Here is a 20,733-nt window from a genome sequence, read left to right on the forward strand (position 1 = left end):
ACACACTGAAGCTCATCCCCATCTTACCATTCCTGCCGCATCGATGTTAGCGTGAGTTCCGAATGGTTCGGGGAATTAGCCTCTTTGCGTGTTATCTCCACTGGGCTCGGTCATGAATAACCATAGCGATTTCCGGAGCCCGTCCATCATAGAATGTCCAGCCAAATTTTGATAGCCGTTGCCAGGATCAAAACGGCCAGCATGATCTGCAGGATCCTCGTGTTCATCTTCTTACCCGCGGCCGCCCCCAGTGGAGAAGCGATCAAGCTGGCAACAACCATAATAAGGGCCGGGATATAATCCACTTGTCCCGTCGTCAGCTTCCCTACCGTAGAACCGATGGATGAGATGAAGGTGATTGCGAGCGAGGACGCAATGGTCATTCGCATCGGTATTTTCAATACAACCAGCATGATCGGAACGAGCAGGAACGCCCCGGCCGCCCCGACGATGCCAGCTCCGATACCGACCACAAGAGCCAGCGAAGCGGCCAGCCATTTATTGAACTTGACCTGATCCAGCGGAATATCGTCCACCCCTTTGTTCGGAATGAACATCATAATGGCCGCAATCAGCGCCAATATGCCGTAGATGAGATTGATGCCGCCTTCACTCATCATCTTGGAGCCGAAACCGCCGATGAAGCTGCCCAGCAGTATGGCCGAACCCATATAGATAATGAGCGTTTTGTTCAGATATCCGCCCTTACGGTATGCCCACACGCCGCCGATCGTGGCGAAGAATACCTGTACGGCGCTTATGCCCGATACTTCATGCGCCGTGAAAGCCGCAAGGCCGAATAACGGCGGGATATACAGCAGCATCGGGTATTTGATGATCGAGCCTCCAATGCCAACCATTCCTGATATATAAGAGCCAATGAACCCGATTAAAAATATCGTAATGATGAAGGATAAACTTAGTTCCATCGTGTTGCCCCCTTATTTCTCTTTAGAAAAGGGAACCTGCCTGGTTCCCTATATCTCTTTTTCTCTTGTTACATCCGTTTATAGTCGTGGCCGATCTTGTTGGCGGCCCTTGCATGATTAACGTACCGCGCAGCGGTTCGGCCCGATCTCCATCTCTCGCTGCTGCTCCGTATCCGGATTCAATTTCCCCATGTTCGTTTGGCGGATTTCCTGATAGCTGTTAGGCTGCGGCGGCAGATTTTGCGTGACCAACGTCCGGAACTCTGCCTCACCGGCGATGTTGAGCCCATGGTTTTCCCGGTAAAGCTCTCCCAGTTTCTTCGCGACGGTTCCGTCCTCGTTCAGTTCGTCCATGACCATGAAATGCGCCGGCAGCACGGTCAGATCATCCGATAGATGGGTGTAGCGGACATAGAGCGTTTCCCGCAAGTCGCCAACCCAATCCTCCGCCAGCCCAGCCAGATCCGGACGGCCGATGGAATCGATAAACAGAATATCGCCTGTCAGCAGATATTGATCATCAATCACAAACGAGGTAGACCCGATGGTATGGCCCGGAGAATGGAGCGCTTCAATGCGAATTGTGCTGCCGCCGATCGCCACTTCGCCTCCGTTCTTGAGCGGTTCGTACTCAAACACCACCTCGCCGGCATCCTTTGGCGGAAGCCAGTATACGGCTCCTGTCTGCTTAGCAATCATTCGACCGCCGGAAATATGGTCCGCATGGAGATGGGTATCAAACACATGCTTGATGTTTGCATTCAGGCTTTTTGCGAATTCAAGATATACCTCCGTCATACGGGTTGCGTCAAACAATGCCGCTTCACCGTTCGATACCGCCATATAAGACAAGCAGCCTTTGCCTATACGAACAAACTGATAAAGCGTGCCTCCATCTGCCAAACTGCCGATCTTCAGGGGAACAAGGTGTTCACTCCAGGCCTTCATACCGCCTTTCAAATACGCCACATGCCGGCCGTGCTCGGCCAGCATCTCAGCCACCATCACCGACGAGCCTTCCTTGGCGCATACGACCAGCACTTCTTGATCCTTCGGGATTCGATCCAAAATTTCTTCCACGCCGTCAATCAAATCAAAGTAGGGGATACTCAAATGCAGAATTCCATCGCCTTCAATCTTCCAGTCCTCGTAATCCGATGGGTTCCGCACATCCAATATGAACAGGCTCTCTTTGCGAATCGCCTTCATGGCCACTTCCTGCGCTTGCATTATTCTTACTGTCATGTCGCCTTCCTCCTCATAATTTCAAATGGTTCTGAAAATGTTAAAATTACTTCCGGCCGCCTATTAAAAGCGTCAGCATGTTTTTTGAACAGCCATCTTAATCTGCGTTATCGTTCAAGCCCACAGTTTCTCCACACCAGCCGCTCATGCCCGGCACGACGTTTATAATGCCTGCAAAGCCGTTAGCTGAAAGCTTTTGCGCAGCCAGGTCGCTCCGCGTTCCGGTACGGCAGATGACATAGATTTCATCCTCTTTGTTCAACTCAGCCATACGTTCATCCAGATCACCAAGAGGAATCGATACGGCATTGCGAATATGCTTGAAAACAAACTCCGCCGCTTCCCTTACATCCAGAATGACGATTGACGCTCCGGACGCAAGTTTCTCCTCCAGCTGATCATTAGACGCTACATGCGGATAAGTTCGTTCTGCCGTTTCTTCTCCTGATGATTTGCGAAGGTAGTGCTTCAGCACATCCCCCTCTTCAATCGTTCCGAGATATTGATGCCCCGTGCTTTCCGCCCATGCCTGCATGTCGGCCTTGGAGCCTTTGTCGGTTGCCTCTACCTCCAGTACATGTCCGGCTTCAAGATCCTTCATCGCTTTTTTCGTGCGGACGATGGGCATCGGGCAAGCCAGCCCCTTAGCATCCAGCCTCATATTCGATTCAATTGCTGCCATATCACATCGAACCTCCATTGTTTTTTGTGTAAACATACCACCTGGGGTATATTTCAGTTCAAAAAAAGAGGTGCCTAACACACCCATTCTTGTTCAAATAGACACAGTTACTCTGTTTTGCCCTCCCATGCGAGCATACCGCCCGTCATATTGACGACTTGATAGCCTTGACCTTCCAAATATTCGGTTGCACGGCCGCTGCGCCCCCCGGAACGGCATACCAAGACATACTCTTTCGACCGATCAAGATCCTGCTTGCGGAATTCAATCAAACCTAAAGGAATGTTGACGGCGCCCGGAATTTTACCTTCCGCGACTTCCTCCGCTTCTCGAACATCGATGATATTCATGTCAGCTCCGTCACTCAGCATATGCTCTACTTCTTTTGGAGAAATCTCTTTCATGTTGTTCAGCACTCCTTTTACTTTTTATAGTTTAAGACCAGCGATTTATGCCGCCTTTCACGTTAGTCACCATCTCAAAGCCTAATTTCTTTAATGTTTTGCTCGCTTTGTTGCTTCGCATGCCGCTTTGGCAGATCAATACCACTTCCATCTCTTTGGAGAGCGAATCGCTGCTCGACATGAGCTGGTCCAGCGGAATATTCCGGAAACCCCGAATGTGATTCCCCTTGAACTCTCCCGGCGTCCGGACATCGATGAACTGCTTGTTTGCGTTTCCGTCTTTAAGCTCTTGCTTCAGCTGTGCCGCCGTAATCTGCCTGACTCCCTGAGCCGGGAGAATTCTCCAAACGACAAACAAAATGATAAGTGCAATGAACGATACATTGAGAATATCCATCTTTATTCCCTCTCTTCAAAACAGCAACCGTCGCCGCTGTTTTCCTTAAATGAACAAGTTAACATTGCCATCCTGAGCATCGCCCAAATACGCAGCAACTCCCGCATACTCAATACCTTCAAGCAGTTCTTCTTGCTGCAGCCCAAGCAGATCCATCGTCATGGTGCATGCAACAAGCTTGATGTTCTGCTCCTGCGCCATCTCGATCAATTGCGGCAGCGGAACGGCATTGTGTTTCTTGATCACGTCCTTGATCATTTTTGGACCCATCCCGGCGAAATTCATTTTAGAAAGACCCATGTTATCGGATCCGCGAGGCATCATCTTCCCAAACATCTTCTCGATGAAACTTTTCTTCTTGGGCAGCATAACATCCTCGTCCTTACGAAGTGCGTTCAGTCCCCAGAAGGTATGAAATATCGTCACCTCATGGTCATAAGCGGCAGCCCCGTTCGCGATGATATAGGCGGCCATTGCTTTGTCATAATCGCCGCTGAATAATACGATCGTTGTCTTTTTTGTTTGCGTCACGTCGTGATCTCCCCCTGCAAAATTTGATTTATAAATATAAATGTCAATGAATGTGTTTTATACCCCTATGGGTATACTTTCATTCAAAAAAAATTATCCCTTTCTAATCCAAAATTTCAACACGCCTCCATCCTCCGCCTGCTCCAGCATCTCATTGCCCGTTGACTTGGCCCATGCCGTCAAATCGCTCTTCGCGCCTTGATCCGTTGCATGAATTTCAAGCACTTGGCCTTGTTGCATCTCATTCATCTGTTTCTTTGTTTTCACGATCGGCATGGGACATGCCAAGCCTTTCACATCCAATACTTTATCCGCGTTCATTATTATTCCTCCTTAAAATGATGACTATATGTTTCTCCATATACCCAACGGGGTATTTAAAGCGATGTAGTAATTCCTGTCAATCCTGATTGAACTTCCTACTGGTATTCAATTGAGGGGAACGGTGTCCTCAAGTTATCTGCTTTTCACTAACAAATTGACCGCTTCAACCACAAGTTTCTCCGTGTCCTGCCCGGTCTCTTCAGCTTTCTGTACGCATTCCACCAGGTTTGAGCTGACGACAACGCCGATCGTCCGATCTATCGCCGTCCGCGTTGCCGATAGCTGGGTAATCACTTCCTTGCAATCCTTGTTCTCTTCCATCATTTTCAGAATGCCGCGCAGCTGACCTTCGATGCGTTTCACCCGATTTTTCATCTGATCATTGTAGTTCATCTCGATCCCTCCAGTCTCTGCACTTTTTAGGATGCATGATTAAAAGCATACGGGCTTGCATGTCATCAATATATACCCCCAAGGGTATGTTGTCAAATGGATAATTCTCACTTTACGCTTATCAGGACATGTTTGATAATTGTCACACTCTTCCGTGCTGCCATATGTTATGATACCCCATAGGGTATATAGCAATCCATTCATCATATACACCAAATCAGGGAGGAATATTCGATGGGCAAAAAAATTCTCATTGTCGGCGGCGTAGCGGGAGGAGCCTCGGCAGCTGCCAGACTGCGGAGATTGGATGAGGACTCTGCCATTGTTTTAGTGGAACGCGGTGAATATATTTCGTTTGCCAACTGCGGTCTGCCCTACTATATAGGAGAAACGATAACCGACCGCGATAAGTTAATGGTGCAGACCGTACCCGGCCTTAGCCGCCGCTACAAGCTGGATATTCGAAATCTTAGCGAAGTTACGTCCATACTGCGTGATGAAAAAATGGTACTGATTAAAAACCTTATTACCGGAGAAACCTACACCGAGAATTATGATTATCTGATCCTGTCACCCGGCGCGAAGCCGATTACGCCGGATATTCGCGGTCTGGCCGGATCGCCAAACGTCTTCACTTTGCGCAATATCCCCGATACGGACCGGATCAAGCAGTACGTGGATGAAGTCCAGCCGAAGGATGCCGTTATTGTCGGAGGTGGATTTATCGGGCTGGAAATGGCCGAGAATCTGGCGGATCGCGGCGTTCAGGTGACAGTCATCGAAATGGCCAACCAGGTGATGGCTCCGCTCGACTACGAAATGGCCGCAATCGTCCAATCGCATCTTAAGGAAAAAGGAGTACGCCTGATTCTTGAGGATGGCGTAAAAGAGTTTCATAAGGACGGTCAACAAATCGAGCTTTCCAGCGGCAAACGAATTTCAACCGAAATGACCTTGCTTACGATAGGCGTTCAGCCAGAGAGCTTGCTGGCATCAGCTGCGGGACTACCCGTCCATGATCGCGGAGGGATCCAAGTTAACGAATATATGCAGACCGCTGACCCGAGCATTTATGCCATCGGCGATGCGATTGAGGTAAAGGATTATGTCCTTCAGAGCCAGGCCTTTATCCCGCTCGCCGGTCCTGCCAACCGGCAGGGGCGCCTGGTTGCAGACCACATTTACGGTAAAACCAATGGTTACAAAGGCACGCTCGGCTCGTCGATTGCCAAGGTCTTTGATCTAACGGTTGCGGCAACAGGTGTTAACGAAAAGCGCCTCAAGCAGATGAACATCCCTTATCAAGCCATCCATATTCACCCCTCGTCTCATGCCGGATACTACCCCGGGGCGTATCCCATTTCCTTGAAGCTGTTATTCCATCCGGAAACAGGTCAAATCTATGGGGCGCAAGCGATTGGCGTAGATGGCGTGGATAAGCGAATCGATGTCATTGCTACAGCAATCAAGGGAAATCTCAATGTATGGGACTTGACGGAGCTGGAGCTTTCCTACGCGCCCCCTTATTCCTCAGCCAAAGACCCGGTTAATTATGCCGGATATGTTGCCGCCAACATCTTGGACGGTTTGGTTGAAACGGTGCAGTGGCATGAAATCGACGACCTGGTCGGAAACGGTGCAACTTTGATCGATGTTCGTGAGCCTAAGGAAAGGGAAGCGGGTTATATCCCAGGATCCGTCCACATTCCGCTTAACGATCTGCGCAGCCGACTGAAGGAATTGCCGGAGAATGAGATGCTGTACGTGACTTGCCAGGTTGGGCTCCGCGGATACTTGGCGGCACGTATTTTGGCCGAACATGGCTTCCGGGTTAAGAATCTCGACGGCGGCTGGAAAACATACGCTGCGGTTTACAAGCCATCATAATCGTTCCTAACTAAATCTGTCTGGAATAGATGGAACATGCTGCTTGTAGTAAAAAAACATGCAAAAAAGCCCCGGTAACACGGGGCTTTTCTTTCAATATATACAATAGATAATGGCTTAAATCAGCTTGTGCGCATACCATTTCTTGCCGCGGAAGCGCCATAGGAAAATCGCTCCCCGAACTCCCCATTCACAATTCATGGCCAGCCATACGCCAAGGATGCTCCAGCCCAGAACGATCCCCATAATATAACCGAGAATCACCCGGAACAGCCACATGGTCAGCATCGAGGTGATTGAGGTAAAACGCGAGTCGCCTGCCGCTCGCAGCGCCGAAGGCAGAATAAAGCTTATCGACCACAACGGAACCTGCACGAGCGTGTTGATCAACAGCACCACGAACAGATCGTTCACGATTTCCGGAGGAGGGTTGAACAGCCCTACCAACGGCCGGTAGAGCGGCATCAATATCAGCCCCATCAGGGCCAGCGAGATTGCGCCAAGCCATAGAAAGGATTTGATGAACTTCCGGGCATCCGCTATATTTCCGCGGCCGATGCACTGACCGACAACGGTCACAATCGTTAAGGACAACGCGCTGGCTGGAATTTGAAATACGGCGGCAAGCGAAGACCCGATCGCGTTCGTTGCTATGGCGTACGTACCCAAGCTGACGATAAACACTTGGGTTAACAGCTTTCCCCCGTTGAAAAACATCTGTTCGGCTGCAAACGGAAGCCCGATAAACATAATTTTGCGCAGCATGGATATCGGGAAATGAAACAGATCTCGCAGGCGGATATGCAGCGTGGCATCCAATCTGAACAGATAGTAGAGCGCGCAGGCCGCACCGGCAAAGCGGGCGATGTTAATCGCCAGCGTCATGCCCATAACGCCCATATTCAGCAAGGTGATGAACACGATGTTGAGCAGAACGTAGAGCAGGTTCATGATTAACGACAATGCCAGTGAAGCCCGGGTCTTGCCGATCCCCCGCAGCGCGCCGCAAACCGCCTGCACGATGGCAATTCCGATGAAGGAAGTACTGCTTCCAATCAGATACACTCGCGCACTCTCGAGCACCTCGGGTGACGCTGAGCCGAACAGCAGATTCAGCACCGGCTGGTGAAGACCAATGATCAGCAGCGCGATCGCTAAAGCGATCATCGCCACGGAAGTAACAGTGGCCGCAGAAGCCCGGGATACCATCATGGCATTGCCGCTTCCCTTATATTGTGCAACGACGACGGTGCCCCCGGTTGCTACCGCCACGAACACATTGATCAGGAATATATTCAGGGAATCCACCATGTTCACGGCGCTGACCGCCGATACGCCCGACGAACTGATCATGGCGGTGTTGACCAGATTCAAACCGATGATGAATGCCTGATCAATCAATATCGGAAAAAATAAAGCAAAAATCTGCCGGTAGTCCATCGACTCCCCGGATAAATGATGTTGAAGCAAACCGTTCATTTGGGTTCGTAATCGAACCAACATCTGTCATCACATTCTTTTCGTTGTAATATAAAAGAAAAAACTCTTCAAACGAAGAGCTTCAGACTTACGGTATTCAGAAATGGCTGCCGCAACCGTCGCTTGGGAGAGCTCACTCCCTCGCCAAGGGGACAATACGGATTAATTCATTTGCTCCCGGATAAACCCCGTCTTTGATTGGAGGATATCACCAGACCCGAGTTCTGTCAACGAATGCAGGCCACAGGAAATGACCGTAAACCGCTGATAAACGGAGTAACATGATAGTCTGGACTTGGCGAAGACGTTTCGACAGCCATCCAAACTATTCTCCCCCCAATGATCAATACAGAAGGGGCACAATGGCTTATGGCCGTTACAATCCAAGGTGATTGATCCGTCAGCATAGCCGTAGTTAAAAAACCACCGATAATCATCAACGTGCTTATATAGAACACAAGATGATGACCTTTCTTATCAACGAGTATGCCCCCTAACATGCCAAACAGCATGACACTCATGGCACCAGGGAACATAACCGCGCCAATCATTCCCGTTGACAGATGGTGGACGCTTCTCATCATATATTCGCCGCACGTATCAAGCGGGCCTCCGAACCATTTATCGAACCGAATTTATTTGTAAGGAAGTTCATCGCCGGGACGATCGCGAGGCGACCACATCCCCCGTCTCTCTCCATCCCACCATTCCTCCATGCGAACCTCTTTCTCCAGCCACCCCTTCATACTCGCTAATTCAAACACTTGTTCAATATGAAACACCCCGCACGCGATATTCCCACTGTATACGGCATCCGCAACTCTCGCCGCTACCTTAGCCGTTATTCTGGACTGATCCCGCCCGACCAGCAAAGATTCAACTGTACTATTTTTGCCATGGCGCTTGCCGTGCGCTTCAATTTTCAGAGCAACATCATCGGATCCCATTCGTTTATTCATAAAAGCTTGCACGGCAGCGTTCCGTATCCATTTCACTTTAAGCAGATGATACAGACCTGATGCACGGAATCCCGCCAGTATGGAAGTTAGAGGGGATGAATCAAAACCCAACCGAGTCGATACGGTGGGGACTTCCAAGGTGTTGGGCAATGTGGATTGATCCGAGAATGGGAATCGATACACGGATTTACATCCTATTTTTTCGCCAAAAAAAACCGACCTTCCATCCGAAAAACTCGCAATCGTCTTAATGCGATGATTCTCCATCACCTGAAAGGTGGACAGGAGATTGTCCACGGTCCACTCTACGGCAGCCTTGCCGTGCCGATCCCCTAATCCCAGCATAATCGAGATATCAACCGACTCTGTTACATCCAGACCTTTGCTCGCCCAGCTTGCCATGAGATTGGTTAACCCTGGGGCCAGGCCTACACTCAGAATAGCTGACGACCCGGATTCCTCCGCTGCGTCCTTCCACTTCGACACTTGGTTCAAAAACTCGGCTTTTGCGATATATCCACGTAGTGGGTTCCGCTCCGGATGCAAGCTCCGGCCTAGGCATCGTCCGCCTGATCCAGACACATAACCACGAGTTTGATCCGTTCCCACTCACTCGCCGTGACCGACTGCCCCATATCCAGTCGCATGGGGAGCACCACACCGCCTGTCTCCTGACTGAAACGTTCGGCTCGTTCCAGACTTCTTCCTGCTGCGTATACAAGCCCGGGATATTTCTCCCTTAACTCCTCGCATATGATCCTTCCTACATGCCCATATCCGCCTACAACCACAATGCGTTCCTTCATGATACTTCCTCTCCATCTCTAAAAAAATCTATATAAGTTACGAGCCCCGCTCAGACTTGAAAATCCTCAGTGTCGCAAGCCATGGTTTCACTTTTTCCATGGGTAAACCTCCCTTTTTCCATCTTGATGCAAATATGCAGGTCTCTTTCATTCCTTCTGCATACATGACATAATAAGAATCATTCTCAATTATAAGGATGGAGAACGATAACCCTATCCCAGAAATGTGGGGTTATCCTTAGACCGACGAAAAAGGTGACTGAATATGGGCACACAGCTTAACAGCTTATTGAATAAAATAACGGCACTTGGCGGGGCTTTATCTAATTCCCAAACCTACCGGAGCGAACTCCTGAAGCAGTTGCGCTGTTGGATTCCGTTCGAATCGGCTTGCTTTACGACGGTAGATCCACGTACATTGCTCTCGACGGGTGCGATCACGGATGAAGACATTGAGGCAATCCATGATCGCCTGTTCGAGTATGAATATCTGCACAGCGATAACAATCACTTTCATGAACTGGCAAACTCCATGGAGAAGGTGGCTACGCTAAGCGGAGCTACGAACGGGGCTCTGAACATAAGCCCTCGTTATCTGAACGTCCTGCAGCCGGCAGGCTTTCATGATGAGATGCGTGCCGCATTGGTAGCGGACGGCATGTGTTGGGGATATCTGACGATATTCCGGCAGGAGGGCCAGCCCTTTTTTAGCGAGGAGGAACGGCAGGTGCTCTCTACCTTGGCACCATACATGGCGGCCATGCTGCGTGATCGAACTCTTCCGCGATCCCCTGTTGATGGAAAGGGTCACATGCCTGAGCCTGGTTTATTGGTGCTGTCCGAAACGCTCGATATTCTTACATATAATGCTTCTGCACGGCAGTGGATGTCATTGCTCCAGGATGCAGAGGGTATGGATGCCGCGTCACTCCCCCGCCCGCTGCGGGCAGTCTGCTTCCGGGCTTTGTCCGAGAGCTCCCGAGATACGGCCTATTCGACAGGCGCTCATACTCGCGTCCGGCTAACTGATGGCTCCTATGCCAGCATACGGGCATGCTTTCTGCATGGTCCCGATTCTCTTGCCAAACTTGCAGTCACGCTTGGGCCTGCCAATACAGCGGATATGCTGCCGCTTATCTCGGATGCGTTGGGATTAACGGAGCGCGAGAACGAAGTGATCAGCGGAATTCTGCGAGGATTATCCACCAAGGAGCTTGCTCAATCCCTGTTTATCTCCCCCTACACGGTTCAGGATCATCTAAAGTCCATATTTGTTAAAACCGGCGTCAACAGCCGGAGGGAATTAATATGGCAGCTTCATTCAAAATATAGCCTGAGTCAATGAGGATCGGGACCGTAATATTCCCACCACTCCGTTCCCCTTAAAACCGGCCCACCTCCTTCTCCGGCCACCCAAGGTTTTTATGAACCACACTCCCCACCCACCCTTGGTCACTACTCCATACCAACTCTATCGATTTGCATATGATATCCAATGATAGATTCAAGGAGGTCTGGTAGCATGACAACCCCTGTGGAGTTTGATGCCATTTTCAGTCTTGGTCACAACTGTCAGGTTGCCGCCCAGTTAAGAAGAAACAAGCTGCGACGTGCAGCTGGCCCGTTGGACTGGTTCAACTTCGCTTCGACCCATGAATTTTGCAAAGTCATTAAACGTCAATTCAGCGATTTCATGCTTCGGGATAATCTCGACATATACGGCAAATCCGTGAACTGTTACTATGTCCGCGACAAGCGATCTTCCTGTTTATCCTTTCATGATTTCCAGAACTTACCGGAGGAGCCTCCGCTATATGACTACCCCGCTTTTCGCGAGCGGCTGGATCGAAGAATCAAACGCTTTAACCGCTGCTTGAACTCTGAACAGAAGACTCTGCTCGTGCGGATCATCGCGAATACAAAGGATGCCGAGACGATCGATCAAGTAATACGCGAAGCCTATCCCAACCCGAACGTAAACCTGTTATTTATGATGCTCAGCAGCAGTCCCCAAATCGTAAATCTCCCTTCGTTCTCGGATCGGGTTCTCATCAAGCAAATACCGAAAGGACCCACATGGGAAGGAGATTCGGAGGCCTGGAAGACCATTTTAAGAGAATTTTCGCTCAGTTCAGGGGAATAAGTGTTTGACAAAACCAAAATTTACCTGTATATTTACAAAAAAGTGAATCGGAACTCTTACGAAGGAAGCACCCGTAAGTCTGGCGTTGAAAGCGCCTTTCTAACGGGTGCTTTTTGTCGTGGGTCCGGCCATTCTGTCATGATGCGAGTCCCGCTCATGATGATTATTAGTTATTTAAGGAGCGATGTTTATGTTTAGAAGATTACTCACCTTATCCCTTGTTATGGCACTTTTACTCTCTTTAATCCCCATGCCTTTCGTGAATGCAGCCGCGATCGAGTTCACCGATACGGTTCAAGCCCAATTGAATGCCACGGCGGACCGGGCTGGCGGAACCGTACGTACCAAACTCATCAAACAGTTCGATGATTTCAAATCCGAACGAAATCAGGTAATGGATTTGGACGATCGAATCTCTTCCCTTCGCTATGCCAATGAAGCCAAAGCCTCGGAAACCCGTAAAAAAATCAGCGAAATCGATAAGGATAAGATCCGCAAGCTGGAGGATCAGCTGCAAGCGGCCAAAACCAAGTACCAGCCGCTGTTTAATACCTATTCCGCGCTCAATAAACAAATCACCGCAGCTAAAAAACTCAAAGACAAATCGCTCTCCAAGATGCTGCAGTCACAGGCCAGTGGCATGAAGATCCTGGTATCTTTGGGACGTGATGATATTCGAAATAAGCAGACGGCGCTTACGGCGGCTAAGAAAGAGAGAACTTCCAAAGCAGCTAAAGTCCGTTCCATCCTGTCCGAGATTGAATCCTATAAAAGCAAAATCAAAAGCGATAAAAGCGCAATCTCAACGCCGAATAAACGAATGACAACCGAGTGGAAGAATTTCAAAGCCGCCGTAAAAGCCAATGAGTCGGCCCGAACCAGCGATGCCCTGTCCAGGCTGCTGACACTCTCCGGTCAGATTCTGACAACAAAGAAAAGCATCTACAGTCACGAACAAAAAATCGAGTCGATCATAACACGTGCAAATGCCCAATTAAAATAACGATATCAAGAATCCCGCAATACAAAAATAACTTCTGCCGAGGGCAGAAGTTAGGGTTCGACGTGCAACAAATGGATCAAAAATCAACTCAACTTGAAGCTGTTTGTAACGGGTATTGGAATCCAGCCAATCTGGATTGATCAAGCAAGGGATAGTCATATAACATGCCTTCGTATATAACCTCGAATGCCGGATGCTGAAAGAAATCATTCGGGGTTACTGCGGAGGAAGGGCGATCCCATAGATGAATTCTGCTTTGCTTCATCGCCTCCGCTACGAATTGTGAGCAGAAGTACGATCTTTCCCTCGTAATATCAAGTCTCATCAGCACGCCAAACATACCGATAAGATTGTAGCCGTAAGCGTCCTCTTCATCCTTATAGCTTTGAATCACGCGTCTTGCTGCCTCAAATTGCTCCCGCGTGACCTGGAGACGGAGCAGTGCGCAGCGGGTGCCGGGAAAGTGACGGAAGGTTCCTTCGTATACATCCTCCTCAACAAATCCCCCAATCCAGGGATTATTGGCGCATTTCCGGCCGAAACTGAACACTTCATTCAAGTTCTCGTCCAGCGCCAGCGAAGCATGATTATAGGGCGCTGCCGTAATTCGTTTAATCAGTTTGGTAAACATCGTACCCGTATCAGTCAGTAGAACATATATATTTTGGTTATCGGACATTTGGCTTTCCCCCACATACATAATTACATATTTCATCGAAGCCGGATTTCGTCAAATCCTTCGTTAATTCCATTGTAGTAGAGGCAAGCCGTTTCCATAACCGACTATAGGTGTGAATAGGACCTAGACCTAAGTCGAGTTCCCAACTGACCTGGCGACGTGATACCCATAACTATACCCCATATAAGCGACGATAGGAAGATGGCGTCATGCCTTCATGCTCCATAAATCGCTTGTTAAAATAACTGACGCTCGGATAGCCCGCTTCCACTGCAATTTGTCCGATGGTTTTTTCTTTATGGTCAAGCAGCCACTGCTTTGCCATCTGAAGACGGCAGCGCGTTACAAAATCCATCGGGGTCATCTCCATGACATTGCGGAATAATTTACAAAAATAGTAAGTGGTAACGCCGAGTCTGTTCGCCCACTCCTCCAAAATAAACGGTTGTGCCGCTTCCTGCTGCATAATCGGCAGCAGTTCAAGAATCCGGTTGGCCGAGTTGTTTGATTTATTGTCCGATAAAGCGGATGCCTGCTCCACGAATACGGCTAACAAGGAATACGTTAGCGTGGACAGCTGCGCAGGCTTGAGCATCCGATGGGTCTCCGCCTCATATAACAGCGCTTCGTGCGCTTCCTCAAAGGCTGACGGCTGCCGTATGCTCCACAGCTGGCTTTTATGAAATCCGCGTTCGATGAAATAGTTCTGCAGACCGCTGCCATAAAAGTGGAACCAACGCACATCCCACGGATCGTCCTCGCTGGTGTAATAACGCTGAGCCTGCATTGGAAAATACAGCACGGCTTCACCTGGGCCAAGCGTATGGACTATGTTTTCGATTTCAACATACCCTTTACCGGAAGCCACATAATGAATATTGAAATTGTTCAGAGATCCGGCTGCCCGCGTAACGGTATGGTCCGGTTCATCCCGGTATATCCCTACCGACTCAGGCAGGCAGAAGAATGGCATTTGCGGTAGGGTCAGCAGATGACTTTGTCGTTTCATTATAATGCACCCCGAATAACAATATTGTTGTATTACACTACAAAATAATATTATATCAATTTTATTTCTTGTCTTTTATAATCGCAATATAATCTTAATAAGTTGTATAGGAGCTGATGAACATGACTCAAAAACTTCGTTGGGGAATCCTAGGCTGCGCCAGCATTGCCAAACGCTCGGTTATACCTGGTTTACAACAATCCCGTCACAATGAAGTCGTTGCCATTGCCAGTCGCGATCAGGCAAAAGCAGCGCAAACGGCAGAGGAACTGAATATCCCGACTGCATACGGCAGTTACGAGTCCTTGCTTGAGGATTCTTCCATAGATGCGATTTATATTCCGCTCCCCAACCATCTACATAAAGAATGGAGCATCCGTGCGGCGGAAGCCGGTAAACACATTCTATGCGAAAAACCGCTTGCATTGACGGAAGCAGAAGCAGCTGAAATGGCAGAAGCAGCAGCTAAAGCCGGGGTAGTGCTGGCCGAAGCCTTTATGTATCGCTATCATCCACGGTATGAGTTGTTGAAGGATATGATCACCGCCGGTGCCATCGGGGACATTCGGGGCATACGCAGCGCGTTTACCTTCAACAGCTCCGCCAATTACGGGAATGTCCGTTTCCGCAAGGATTGGGGCGGCGGCTCGATTTATGATGTCGGCTGTTATCCGATCAACGCCGCGCGCATCCTGCTGGATAAAGAGCCGGAAGCTGTTACCGTTCAAGCTTTCTTCTCCCCTGAGCATGATCATGTCGACATGATGGCATCCGGATTAATCGAATTTGGAGGGAATGTAGCGCTGACATTTGATTGCGGAATGTGGGCGGCGTATCGCAACCCTCTTGAAATTGTAGGTACGGATGGCCTGATTGAAGTCCCTTATGCCTATAGCCTGCCTGAGGACGGAGCGAACTTCTTCTTAACGACCGGCGAAGGACGTAAGGAAATCGAGGTCCCTCGTGCAAACGCATACAGTGAACAAGGCGACCATATGGCCGAAGCTATTTTGAACAACAAGCCTCTCCGCTACTCTGCAGAGGATGCCATTCACAACATGAAAGTCATAGACGCCTGTCTGCAATCTGCCCATGAACGGAAGCGAATTGTGTTGTAATTACACCCAAGGAGGATATGAATATGAAATATATATCAATCAAGGGATTAAACAAACCCGTCTCTGCGCTAATGAAAGGAACGGACTACTTTTATCATGATTCGTATGAGAAAGCAGCCGCAAATATGGATGCATACCTGGCTATCGGCGGCAATTCCGTTGATACCGCCCACATCTACTGTGGAGGTCAAAGCGAAGAAGTGATCGGGAGATACATGCAGGAAAGAGGTAACCGGGATCAGATCGTCATACTGACCAAGGGTGCCCATCATGACCAGAATGGCCCGCGTGTAAATAAAAAAGACATCAAGAGCGACATCACAACGAGCTTTGAAAGACTGCAGACGAATTTCATCGATCTGTACGCTCTTCACCGTGACGACCCGGCGGTTCCGGCAGGCGAAGTTATTGAGGCTCTGAACGAATACATTGCCGATGGCAGCGTTGGCGCCATCGGGGTATCCAACTGGACATGGGAGCGCATCCGGGATGCCAATGCCTATGCCGAAGCGAATGGACTGGTCGGTTTCTCCTTCAGCAGCCCGAATCTTAGTCTGGCCAAGCCGAACGAGCCGTTCTGGAAAGGCTGCGTCTCAGCCGATGCTGAGACGATTGCGTGGCATGAAGCCGAGCAGTTTCCGCTGCTGTCCTGGTCCTCCCAAGCACGAGGATTCTTCACCGGCCGGTTCACGCCGGAAATTCGGGACAATGCAGATCTTGTGCGGGTATTTTATAGCGATGCGAACTGGGAGCGGTTAGAGCGTGCCAAACAGCTGGCCGCATCGAAGAATGTGACGGCCATACAGATTGCGCTCGCTTACGTGCTGAACCAGCCCTTCCCAACCTGTGCGTTGATCGGTGCGCAGTCTGCGGAAGAATTAAAATCCTGTGATGAGGGTTCAACCATCCAGCTGACAAGGGAAGAATTAGACTGGTTAGACCTAACGATCGATCAGCTGTCTTCAATCTAAATGTCAAAAGCGCCTTGTGCCAGGATATTTCCATCCTGCTCAAGGCGCTTTTTATAGGTTAATGACCTGTCTGATATTCAACATGAGCGCGAAATATCTCCCTGCGGTAGAAAAAATAGCGCGCTGACAAGTTATCCTTCCTTACTCTTGTAAACTCCGAAGATAAGCTTCATATTCAACCGTAAACTCGAGCGCCTCCTTAAAATCCGGGGATTTGAGGGAAAGGGCTGTAACGACTTCCTCTTTTCCTCTCTCATGCAAGGCTATGATCCGAGGCTGCCTAGGGACGCGAAACTGTGTATGATCATGATATACAACGGTAACGATGGTGCCGAGCGGCTTCTTCACCGGCGAATAAACCGTGCTCCACATCCAGCGCTGTTGGTCTGTCCCTTCCTGACTTCCCCATTCTCTTGAGATGTCGAAGTTACCCGGGAAATTAGGTTCAGGACGGATTCCGATCTCCTTTAATTGTTTATGAATCGGCAAGAATAACAGGTTCAAAAACGTCCCATACGCCGCATCTCCAAACTCGTTGTATGCCCTCAGCAGTTTTTCCTCGTTTACGGTAAGTACGGTTTGCCAGTTCCCTTCGATGTGTTCGGAAATGTAGCTTCCGATGGCTTCGATCGGGTTACCCTGTTCTTCCTCCAAAAGCTCCTGCAGCGGCTTCAATGATTTCATGTTTAACCCCTTCCATTTCATGGATTTTGGATGTACCTCTCCAGCATACAACATTCATGCAAATTGTAAGGTTTGCTGAAAATTCGATCCATATTGGGGGTAAACCTTATCTAGTGCTTTAATCTCATACAGGAATGTAGGCCGCCGGAACATCCGACCCGGATCCGGATTGGATATTTAACATGATTTGCTACTAAAATTAAAACTAAAACCTACACCGCGGTTATCAAGGGATCAACTTACTCTAAACCCCTGTAACATGCCGGTAATCACATCCATCGTCTCCTCGATACCCCTATCCGTTTCCGGCATTTGAGCAACCCACAGCGAGCATTCGTTTAAAGCGCCGGACAAGGCATGCGTCATAGCATCAACCGGAACGGTCTTCATCATTCCCTGATTCTGCATGAAGGCTAGCTGTTCCTTAAGGTGACTCATCGAATTCTGCTCGTCCATCTCGCGCCAAGACTCCCACCCTACGACACTCGGACCGTCAATGAGCATAATGCGCTTATTCTGCGGCTCTACCACGGTCGCAATAAATGCCCGACAGCCATACAGAAGCTGCTCCCAAGGATCCTCGGAGCTATCCGCTTCCGTCTCCACGCGCTGCCCAATTTCCGTCTGCACTAATTCAAGCACGGCAAGAAACAGTCCTTGTTTATTCTTAAAATGATGATACAGCGCACCGCGGGTAACTTTAGCTTCGTCGGCAATCTCCTCTAATGCCGCATTGGCATAGCCTTTCTCCGTGAAATGTGTTCTGGCTACCTTCAGCAGCAGCTGAATAGTTTCGTTAGCTTCGCTTTTGGTTCTTCTCATAATTCGCGTTTCTCTCTCCTATGCATCATTCGGATGCTATTCTTACGGATGTTAGAAGCTTCAGTACTTCCTGATCTCCGCTCTTGGCCATGGATCTTAGCGAATGCTGAAGTATCCAAGGACCGTACGCTCCAGACGACTCCAGGTGTTCAAGCAGCCAGGGAAGGACGGTATCCCGGTAATCTTTGCTCAGATCATGAAGATGATTCGCAACCGATTTGCGGACATAGCCAGAGGAATCCTGCAGAAGGGGCTTTAGCAGCGCCAAATTGTGGGCGGGATCTCCCTTGATCACTTGAATTCGCTTTGCCCACGGCAGACGAGGCCGGGTACCTTCACTAACCAGGCGACGGACATGCGAATTATCATCCGAAAGCCAGTCCTTCAAAACCTCAAGACACAGATCTTCATAATGGAGCAGAAAGGGTCTAATCGCGTACTCCGATGTGTGCCGTTTGGTAATTTCATATAATGCGTTCATCGATATTTCAAAGTGATCAAGCCCAAATCGTTCCACAAAACATGCAATTGGCATGAGAAAATACCCGTCTGTAAACATTCCTTTCTCTGTTTCATTCTCTGGTCCTATGATGCCGAGTAAAATCTCCAAACTATCCGGATAACCAAAGGGCAGGGCTTGCTGCAATTCTTCCGCAATAACGGCTACCCTTCCTTTCAATTCAAGCGTCGCTGTCTTGCGGCTTACGGCTTCAATGAAAACCTCCGAGTGAAACTCCGGTGCAAGCGGCTTAATTCGATCGGATAAAAGAATCGCCAGCTCTCTTCCGAAGTAGTCCTTTAATGCGGTGGATGTACTCATTTACCGGATTGGTCATCCTTCGTGGACCACACATCTTCATTATACAGTTCCATAAATGCTTGTGAAGGCGGAATGACTTTTATCATATCGATCAGCACCCCGTTCGGGTCACTGGTGATAAAATGCCTCTGCCCAAATTCCTCATCCCGTATATCCAGATGAAGCGGGAGCTTTTCGTGGATGATCAGCCTTTGATACTCGGCATCCACATCCTCCACCTCAAAATTAAGAATCAATCCCTGCACTGGTTTCTGAAAGGAAGACGGTACCGTGGGATGATCTTTGGACAAGAGGGCCATTTCATAAGAGCCTTGTCCTTGGTCTCCATTCTTCAGGCTTACATACCAATCCGCTTCAAAAACAATCTCAAATCCAAACAACCGTGTGTAAAACGCTGTGCTTTCGGCAATCTTCTCTGTCATGATCACGGGATAAAATCCTTGCAGCTTCATATGGAAAACATCTCCTTCTATAATTGGGATGAATCCAATTTAACATACAAACAGAATGTATGTAAATAGATTTTATCTGAAATTGGCCATCATCTCCTTCCTAAACAAAAAAACCTGCAGACAAAATCTGCAGGTTTTTATTTAAACGATTACCACTACCACAGCAAGCTCACCGCGAGCAGATCAAACAACGCCAGCGGCAGAATCACGTTGCTGTAATATGGATTGTATGGATATGGCGGGAATGGCGGTCTCGGTCTTGGATAGGGGCCGGGATAAAAACCTCGATCTCCTTGTTCGATTTGAATGTACACATTTTTGGCATCCAGGTTAATGATGACACCCTCAAAGACTTCATCGTCCAAGGTTTGCACTCTAACTTTGCGATTCACGGCTTTCTTGAGCGCTGCGTGAGCATGTTCCTTATGCTTTTTCATGGAATGAGCCATTTGGTGATCGCATTGAAACAGCATTTGCGGTTGAGTTGAATAATTGTTCATGATGTCCTCCTTCGTTCTCTTCTATTCGCATTGTATGCAAATGTCCCGTCAAGGGTGTTGGCCTATCTGAAATCCGTTTAATGCATAGCGGATACGGGTATAGTACAACCAGATGAAGGAGGGTTAAACACCATGGACAAACGAAATATACAGACGAAACCCGGCAGCTTTTTTATTGAAAACAATGGAAAAACGGTAGCCAAAATCACCTACTCGCCTCAAGGAAACGGCGTGATTAGTATCGATCATACCTATATCTCACCCGGCCTGCGAGGGCAAGGAATCGCCGACGAACTCGTGCGAAAAGTAATCGGATACGCTCGGGAAGAGGATTTGAAAATCATCCCCGTTTGCTCCTATGCCGGGCATTATTTTGACAAATACGTCGACGAGCGTGACCTGCTGCACCAATAAAAACGATGATAAATACATCATCAGCAATCGGATGTAACGTAGAGTAAACTCGCCAGCCATAAGGATGCTCCTCTTATCGGTT

26 protein-coding genes are annotated in these 20,733 nt (G+C 48.9%); 7 read left to right on the forward strand and 19 right to left on the reverse strand.

All coding sequences use genetic code 11. The features are described from left to right. Window positions 1-146 precede the first annotated feature (146 nt). The 8 genes from DP091_RS01930 to DP091_RS01965 all read right to left on the reverse strand — a co-directional run bounded on the left by DP091_RS01930 (window position 147) and on the right by DP091_RS01965 (window position 4,905). On the reverse strand, window positions 147-929 hold the full coding sequence (locus DP091_RS01930) for a sulfite exporter TauE/SafE family protein (protein ID WP_113056828.1): 783 nt from the start codon (window positions 927-929) through the stop codon (window positions 147-149). Between the two features lie 117 nt (window positions 930-1,046). Further along, window positions 1,047-2,174 carry an MBL fold metallo-hydrolase gene (locus DP091_RS01935; RefSeq protein ID WP_113056829.1) on the reverse strand — a complete coding sequence of 376 codons (1,128 nt, stop codon included), beginning with the start codon at window positions 2,172-2,174 and terminating at the stop codon, window positions 1,047-1,049. Window positions 2,175-2,271: 97 nt separating this feature from the next. Then, entirely contained in the window at window positions 2,272-2,856 is a 585-nt protein-coding gene (locus tag DP091_RS01940; protein WP_113056830.1) for a sulfurtransferase TusA family protein, read from the reverse strand. Window positions 2,857-2,963: 107 nt separating this feature from the next. After that, window positions 2,964-3,260 carry a rhodanese-like domain-containing protein gene (locus DP091_RS01945; RefSeq protein ID WP_113056831.1) on the reverse strand — a complete coding sequence of 99 codons (297 nt, stop codon included), beginning with the start codon at window positions 3,258-3,260 and terminating at the stop codon, window positions 2,964-2,966. A 31-nt stretch (window positions 3,261-3,291) separates the two neighbouring features. Next, window positions 3,292-3,657: a rhodanese-like domain-containing protein gene (locus DP091_RS01950; protein WP_113056832.1), complete on the reverse strand. Its 366-nt coding sequence runs from the start codon at window positions 3,655-3,657 to the stop codon at window positions 3,292-3,294. 45 nt (window positions 3,658-3,702) lie between these two features. Further along, window positions 3,703-4,188 (reverse strand): DsrE/DsrF/DrsH-like family protein, encoded by a 486-nt coding sequence (locus tag DP091_RS01955; protein ID WP_113056833.1) that lies wholly within the window; start codon window positions 4,186-4,188, stop codon window positions 3,703-3,705. A gap of 93 nt (window positions 4,189-4,281) precedes the next feature. Continuing rightward, entirely contained in the window at window positions 4,282-4,509 is a 228-nt protein-coding gene (locus tag DP091_RS01960; RefSeq protein ID WP_113056834.1) for a sulfurtransferase TusA family protein, read from the reverse strand. 135 nt (window positions 4,510-4,644) lie between these two features. After that, window positions 4,645-4,905 (reverse strand): metal-sensitive transcriptional regulator, encoded by a 261-nt coding sequence (locus DP091_RS01965; protein WP_113056835.1) that lies wholly within the window; start codon window positions 4,903-4,905, stop codon window positions 4,645-4,647. A 234-nt stretch (window positions 4,906-5,139) separates the two neighbouring features. On the opposite strand from DP091_RS01965, the gene DP091_RS01970 reads away from it, so the two are divergent. Continuing rightward, window positions 5,140-6,792 (forward strand): FAD-dependent oxidoreductase, encoded by a 1,653-nt coding sequence (locus DP091_RS01970; protein ID WP_113056836.1) that lies wholly within the window; start codon window positions 5,140-5,142, stop codon window positions 6,790-6,792. 117 nt (window positions 6,793-6,909) lie between these two features. Here DP091_RS01970 and DP091_RS01975 read toward each other — a convergent pair whose 3' ends face one another. From DP091_RS01975 to DP091_RS31190, 4 genes are all read right to left on the reverse strand, one after another. Next, window positions 6,910-8,295 (reverse strand): MATE family efflux transporter, encoded by a 1,386-nt coding sequence (locus DP091_RS01975; RefSeq protein WP_113056837.1) that lies wholly within the window; start codon window positions 8,293-8,295, stop codon window positions 6,910-6,912. A gap of 203 nt (window positions 8,296-8,498) precedes the next feature. Then, a complete protein-coding gene (locus DP091_RS01980; protein ID WP_113056838.1) occupies window positions 8,499-8,855 on the reverse strand; it encodes a hypothetical protein in 357 nt (118 codons plus the stop codon). Window positions 8,856-8,906: 51 nt separating this feature from the next. Beyond that, window positions 8,907-9,725, reverse strand: coding sequence for a saccharopine dehydrogenase family protein (locus tag DP091_RS01985; RefSeq protein ID WP_181469703.1), 819 nt, complete (start codon window positions 9,723-9,725; stop codon window positions 8,907-8,909). A gap of 59 nt (window positions 9,726-9,784) precedes the next feature. After that, complete coding sequence (locus DP091_RS31190) at window positions 9,785-10,036, reverse strand: hypothetical protein (protein ID WP_181469704.1); 252 nt, start codon at window positions 10,034-10,036, stop codon at window positions 9,785-9,787. A gap of 265 nt (window positions 10,037-10,301) precedes the next feature. On the opposite strand from DP091_RS31190, the gene DP091_RS01990 reads away from it, so the two are divergent. From DP091_RS01990 to DP091_RS02005, 3 genes are all read left to right on the forward strand, one after another. Beyond that, a complete protein-coding gene (locus tag DP091_RS01990) occupies window positions 10,302-11,381 on the forward strand; it encodes a LuxR C-terminal-related transcriptional regulator (protein ID WP_113056839.1) in 1,080 nt (359 codons plus the stop codon). 177 nt (window positions 11,382-11,558) lie between these two features. After that, window positions 11,559-12,179 (forward strand): DUF1796 family putative cysteine peptidase, encoded by a 621-nt coding sequence (locus tag DP091_RS01995; protein ID WP_113056840.1) that lies wholly within the window; start codon window positions 11,559-11,561, stop codon window positions 12,177-12,179. A gap of 190 nt (window positions 12,180-12,369) precedes the next feature. Then, window positions 12,370-13,182: a hypothetical protein gene (locus DP091_RS02005; RefSeq protein WP_113056842.1), complete on the forward strand. Its 813-nt coding sequence runs from the start codon at window positions 12,370-12,372 to the stop codon at window positions 13,180-13,182. Window positions 13,183-13,270: 88 nt separating this feature from the next. Here the strand turns inward: DP091_RS02005 and DP091_RS02010 are convergent, their stop codons facing one another. Beyond that, window positions 13,271-13,861 (reverse strand): hypothetical protein, encoded by a 591-nt coding sequence (locus DP091_RS02010; protein ID WP_113056843.1) that lies wholly within the window; start codon window positions 13,859-13,861, stop codon window positions 13,271-13,273. A 172-nt stretch (window positions 13,862-14,033) separates the two neighbouring features. Continuing rightward, window positions 14,034-14,870 carry a helix-turn-helix transcriptional regulator gene (locus tag DP091_RS02015; RefSeq protein WP_113056844.1) on the reverse strand — a complete coding sequence of 279 codons (837 nt, stop codon included), beginning with the start codon at window positions 14,868-14,870 and terminating at the stop codon, window positions 14,034-14,036. Between the two features lie 122 nt (window positions 14,871-14,992). Between DP091_RS02015 and DP091_RS02020 the strand changes: the two genes are divergently transcribed. Both DP091_RS02020 and DP091_RS02025 read left to right on the forward strand, forming a co-directional pair. Further along, the gene (locus DP091_RS02020; RefSeq protein ID WP_113056845.1) at window positions 14,993-15,988 is read left to right on the forward strand and encodes a Gfo/Idh/MocA family protein; all 996 of its coding nucleotides are present in this window, start codon (window positions 14,993-14,995) and stop codon (window positions 15,986-15,988) included. A 23-nt stretch (window positions 15,989-16,011) separates the two neighbouring features. After that, the gene (locus DP091_RS02025) at window positions 16,012-16,959 is read left to right on the forward strand and encodes an aldo/keto reductase (RefSeq protein ID WP_113056846.1); all 948 of its coding nucleotides are present in this window, start codon (window positions 16,012-16,014) and stop codon (window positions 16,957-16,959) included. 141 nt (window positions 16,960-17,100) lie between these two features. Here the strand turns inward: DP091_RS02025 and DP091_RS02030 are convergent, their stop codons facing one another. From DP091_RS02030 to DP091_RS02050, 5 genes are all read right to left on the reverse strand, one after another. Beyond that, window positions 17,101-17,643: a DUF6022 family protein gene (locus tag DP091_RS02030; protein WP_113056847.1), complete on the reverse strand. Its 543-nt coding sequence runs from the start codon at window positions 17,641-17,643 to the stop codon at window positions 17,101-17,103. Between the two features lie 234 nt (window positions 17,644-17,877). After that, window positions 17,878-18,465, reverse strand: a complete 588-nt coding sequence (locus tag DP091_RS02035) for a TetR/AcrR family transcriptional regulator (protein ID WP_113056848.1) — start codon at window positions 18,463-18,465, stop codon at window positions 17,878-17,880. A gap of 25 nt (window positions 18,466-18,490) precedes the next feature. Beyond that, entirely contained in the window at window positions 18,491-19,285 is a 795-nt protein-coding gene (locus tag DP091_RS02040; protein WP_113056849.1) for a DNA alkylation repair protein, read from the reverse strand. Beyond that, window positions 19,282-19,737 carry a VOC family protein gene (locus DP091_RS02045; RefSeq protein WP_113056850.1) on the reverse strand — a complete coding sequence of 152 codons (456 nt, stop codon included), beginning with the start codon at window positions 19,735-19,737 and terminating at the stop codon, window positions 19,282-19,284. The genes DP091_RS02040 and DP091_RS02045 overlap by 4 nt, the downstream gene beginning before the upstream one ends. A 155-nt stretch (window positions 19,738-19,892) precedes the next feature. Beyond that, the gene (locus DP091_RS02050) at window positions 19,893-20,237 is read right to left on the reverse strand and encodes a hypothetical protein (RefSeq protein ID WP_113056851.1); all 345 of its coding nucleotides are present in this window, start codon (window positions 20,235-20,237) and stop codon (window positions 19,893-19,895) included. Window positions 20,238-20,369: 132 nt separating this feature from the next. Between DP091_RS02050 and DP091_RS02055 the strand changes: the two genes are divergently transcribed. Continuing rightward, on the forward strand, window positions 20,370-20,651 hold the full coding sequence (locus tag DP091_RS02055; RefSeq protein WP_113056852.1) for a GNAT family N-acetyltransferase: 282 nt from the start codon (window positions 20,370-20,372) through the stop codon (window positions 20,649-20,651). The last annotated feature ends 82 nt before the right edge of the window (window positions 20,652-20,733 follow it).

The sequence above is a fragment of the Paenibacillus sp. MDMC362 genome, from assembly GCF_003269305.1.
Lineage (GTDB): Bacteria > Bacillota > Bacilli > Paenibacillales > Paenibacillaceae > Paenibacillus_AQ.

What these genes read in the sequence shown, in the direction of transcription:
- DP091_RS01930 (WP_113056828.1), bottom strand. Translation starts at nt 929, where the DNA reads ATGGAACTAAGTTTATCCTTCATCATTACGATATTTTTAATCGGGTTC.
- DP091_RS01935 (WP_113056829.1), bottom strand. Translation starts at nt 2,174, where the DNA reads ATGACAGTAAGAATAATGCAAGCGCAGGAAGTGGCCATGAAGGCGATT.
- DP091_RS01940 (WP_113056830.1), bottom strand. Translation starts at nt 2,856, where the DNA reads ATGGCAGCAATTGAATCGAATATGAGGCTGGATGCTAAGGGGCTGGCT.
- DP091_RS01945 (WP_113056831.1), bottom strand. Translation starts at nt 3,260, where the DNA reads ATGAAAGAGATTTCTCCAAAAGAAGTAGAGCATATGCTGAGTGACGGA.
- DP091_RS01950 (WP_113056832.1), bottom strand. Translation starts at nt 3,657, where the DNA reads ATGGATATTCTCAATGTATCGTTCATTGCACTTATCATTTTGTTTGTC.
- DP091_RS01960 (WP_113056834.1), bottom strand. Translation starts at nt 4,509, where the DNA reads ATGAACGCGGATAAAGTATTGGATGTGAAAGGCTTGGCATGTCCCATG.
- DP091_RS01965 (WP_113056835.1), bottom strand. Translation starts at nt 4,905, where the DNA reads ATGAACTACAATGATCAGATGAAAAATCGGGTGAAACGCATCGAAGGT.
- DP091_RS01970 (WP_113056836.1), top strand. Translation starts at nt 5,140, where the DNA reads ATGGGCAAAAAAATTCTCATTGTCGGCGGCGTAGCGGGAGGAGCCTCG.
- DP091_RS01975 (WP_113056837.1), bottom strand. Translation starts at nt 8,295, where the DNA reads ATGTTGGTTCGATTACGAACCCAAATGAACGGTTTGCTTCAACATCAT.
- DP091_RS01980 (WP_113056838.1), bottom strand. Translation starts at nt 8,855, where the DNA reads ATGATGAGAAGCGTCCACCATCTGTCAACGGGAATGATTGGCGCGGTT.
- DP091_RS31190 (WP_181469704.1), bottom strand. Translation starts at nt 10,036, where the DNA reads ATGAAGGAACGCATTGTGGTTGTAGGCGGATATGGGCATGTAGGAAGG.
- DP091_RS01990 (WP_113056839.1), top strand. Translation starts at nt 10,302, where the DNA reads ATGGGCACACAGCTTAACAGCTTATTGAATAAAATAACGGCACTTGGC.
- DP091_RS01995 (WP_113056840.1), top strand. Translation starts at nt 11,559, where the DNA reads ATGACAACCCCTGTGGAGTTTGATGCCATTTTCAGTCTTGGTCACAAC.
- DP091_RS02005 (WP_113056842.1), top strand. Translation starts at nt 12,370, where the DNA reads ATGTTTAGAAGATTACTCACCTTATCCCTTGTTATGGCACTTTTACTC.
- DP091_RS02010 (WP_113056843.1), bottom strand. Translation starts at nt 13,861, where the DNA reads ATGTCCGATAACCAAAATATATATGTTCTACTGACTGATACGGGTACG.
- DP091_RS02015 (WP_113056844.1), bottom strand. Translation starts at nt 14,870, where the DNA reads ATGAAACGACAAAGTCATCTGCTGACCCTACCGCAAATGCCATTCTTC.
- DP091_RS02020 (WP_113056845.1), top strand. Translation starts at nt 14,993, where the DNA reads ATGACTCAAAAACTTCGTTGGGGAATCCTAGGCTGCGCCAGCATTGCC.
- DP091_RS02025 (WP_113056846.1), top strand. Translation starts at nt 16,012, where the DNA reads ATGAAATATATATCAATCAAGGGATTAAACAAACCCGTCTCTGCGCTA.
- DP091_RS02030 (WP_113056847.1), bottom strand. Translation starts at nt 17,643, where the DNA reads ATGAAATCATTGAAGCCGCTGCAGGAGCTTTTGGAGGAAGAACAGGGT.
- DP091_RS02035 (WP_113056848.1), bottom strand. Translation starts at nt 18,465, where the DNA reads ATGAGAAGAACCAAAAGCGAAGCTAACGAAACTATTCAGCTGCTGCTG.
- DP091_RS02040 (WP_113056849.1), bottom strand. Translation starts at nt 19,285, where the DNA reads ATGAGTACATCCACCGCATTAAAGGACTACTTCGGAAGAGAGCTGGCG.
- DP091_RS02045 (WP_113056850.1), bottom strand. Translation starts at nt 19,737, where the DNA reads ATGAAGCTGCAAGGATTTTATCCCGTGATCATGACAGAGAAGATTGCC.
- DP091_RS02050 (WP_113056851.1), bottom strand. Translation starts at nt 20,237, where the DNA reads ATGAACAATTATTCAACTCAACCGCAAATGCTGTTTCAATGCGATCAC.
- DP091_RS02055 (WP_113056852.1), top strand. Translation starts at nt 20,370, where the DNA reads ATGGACAAACGAAATATACAGACGAAACCCGGCAGCTTTTTTATTGAA.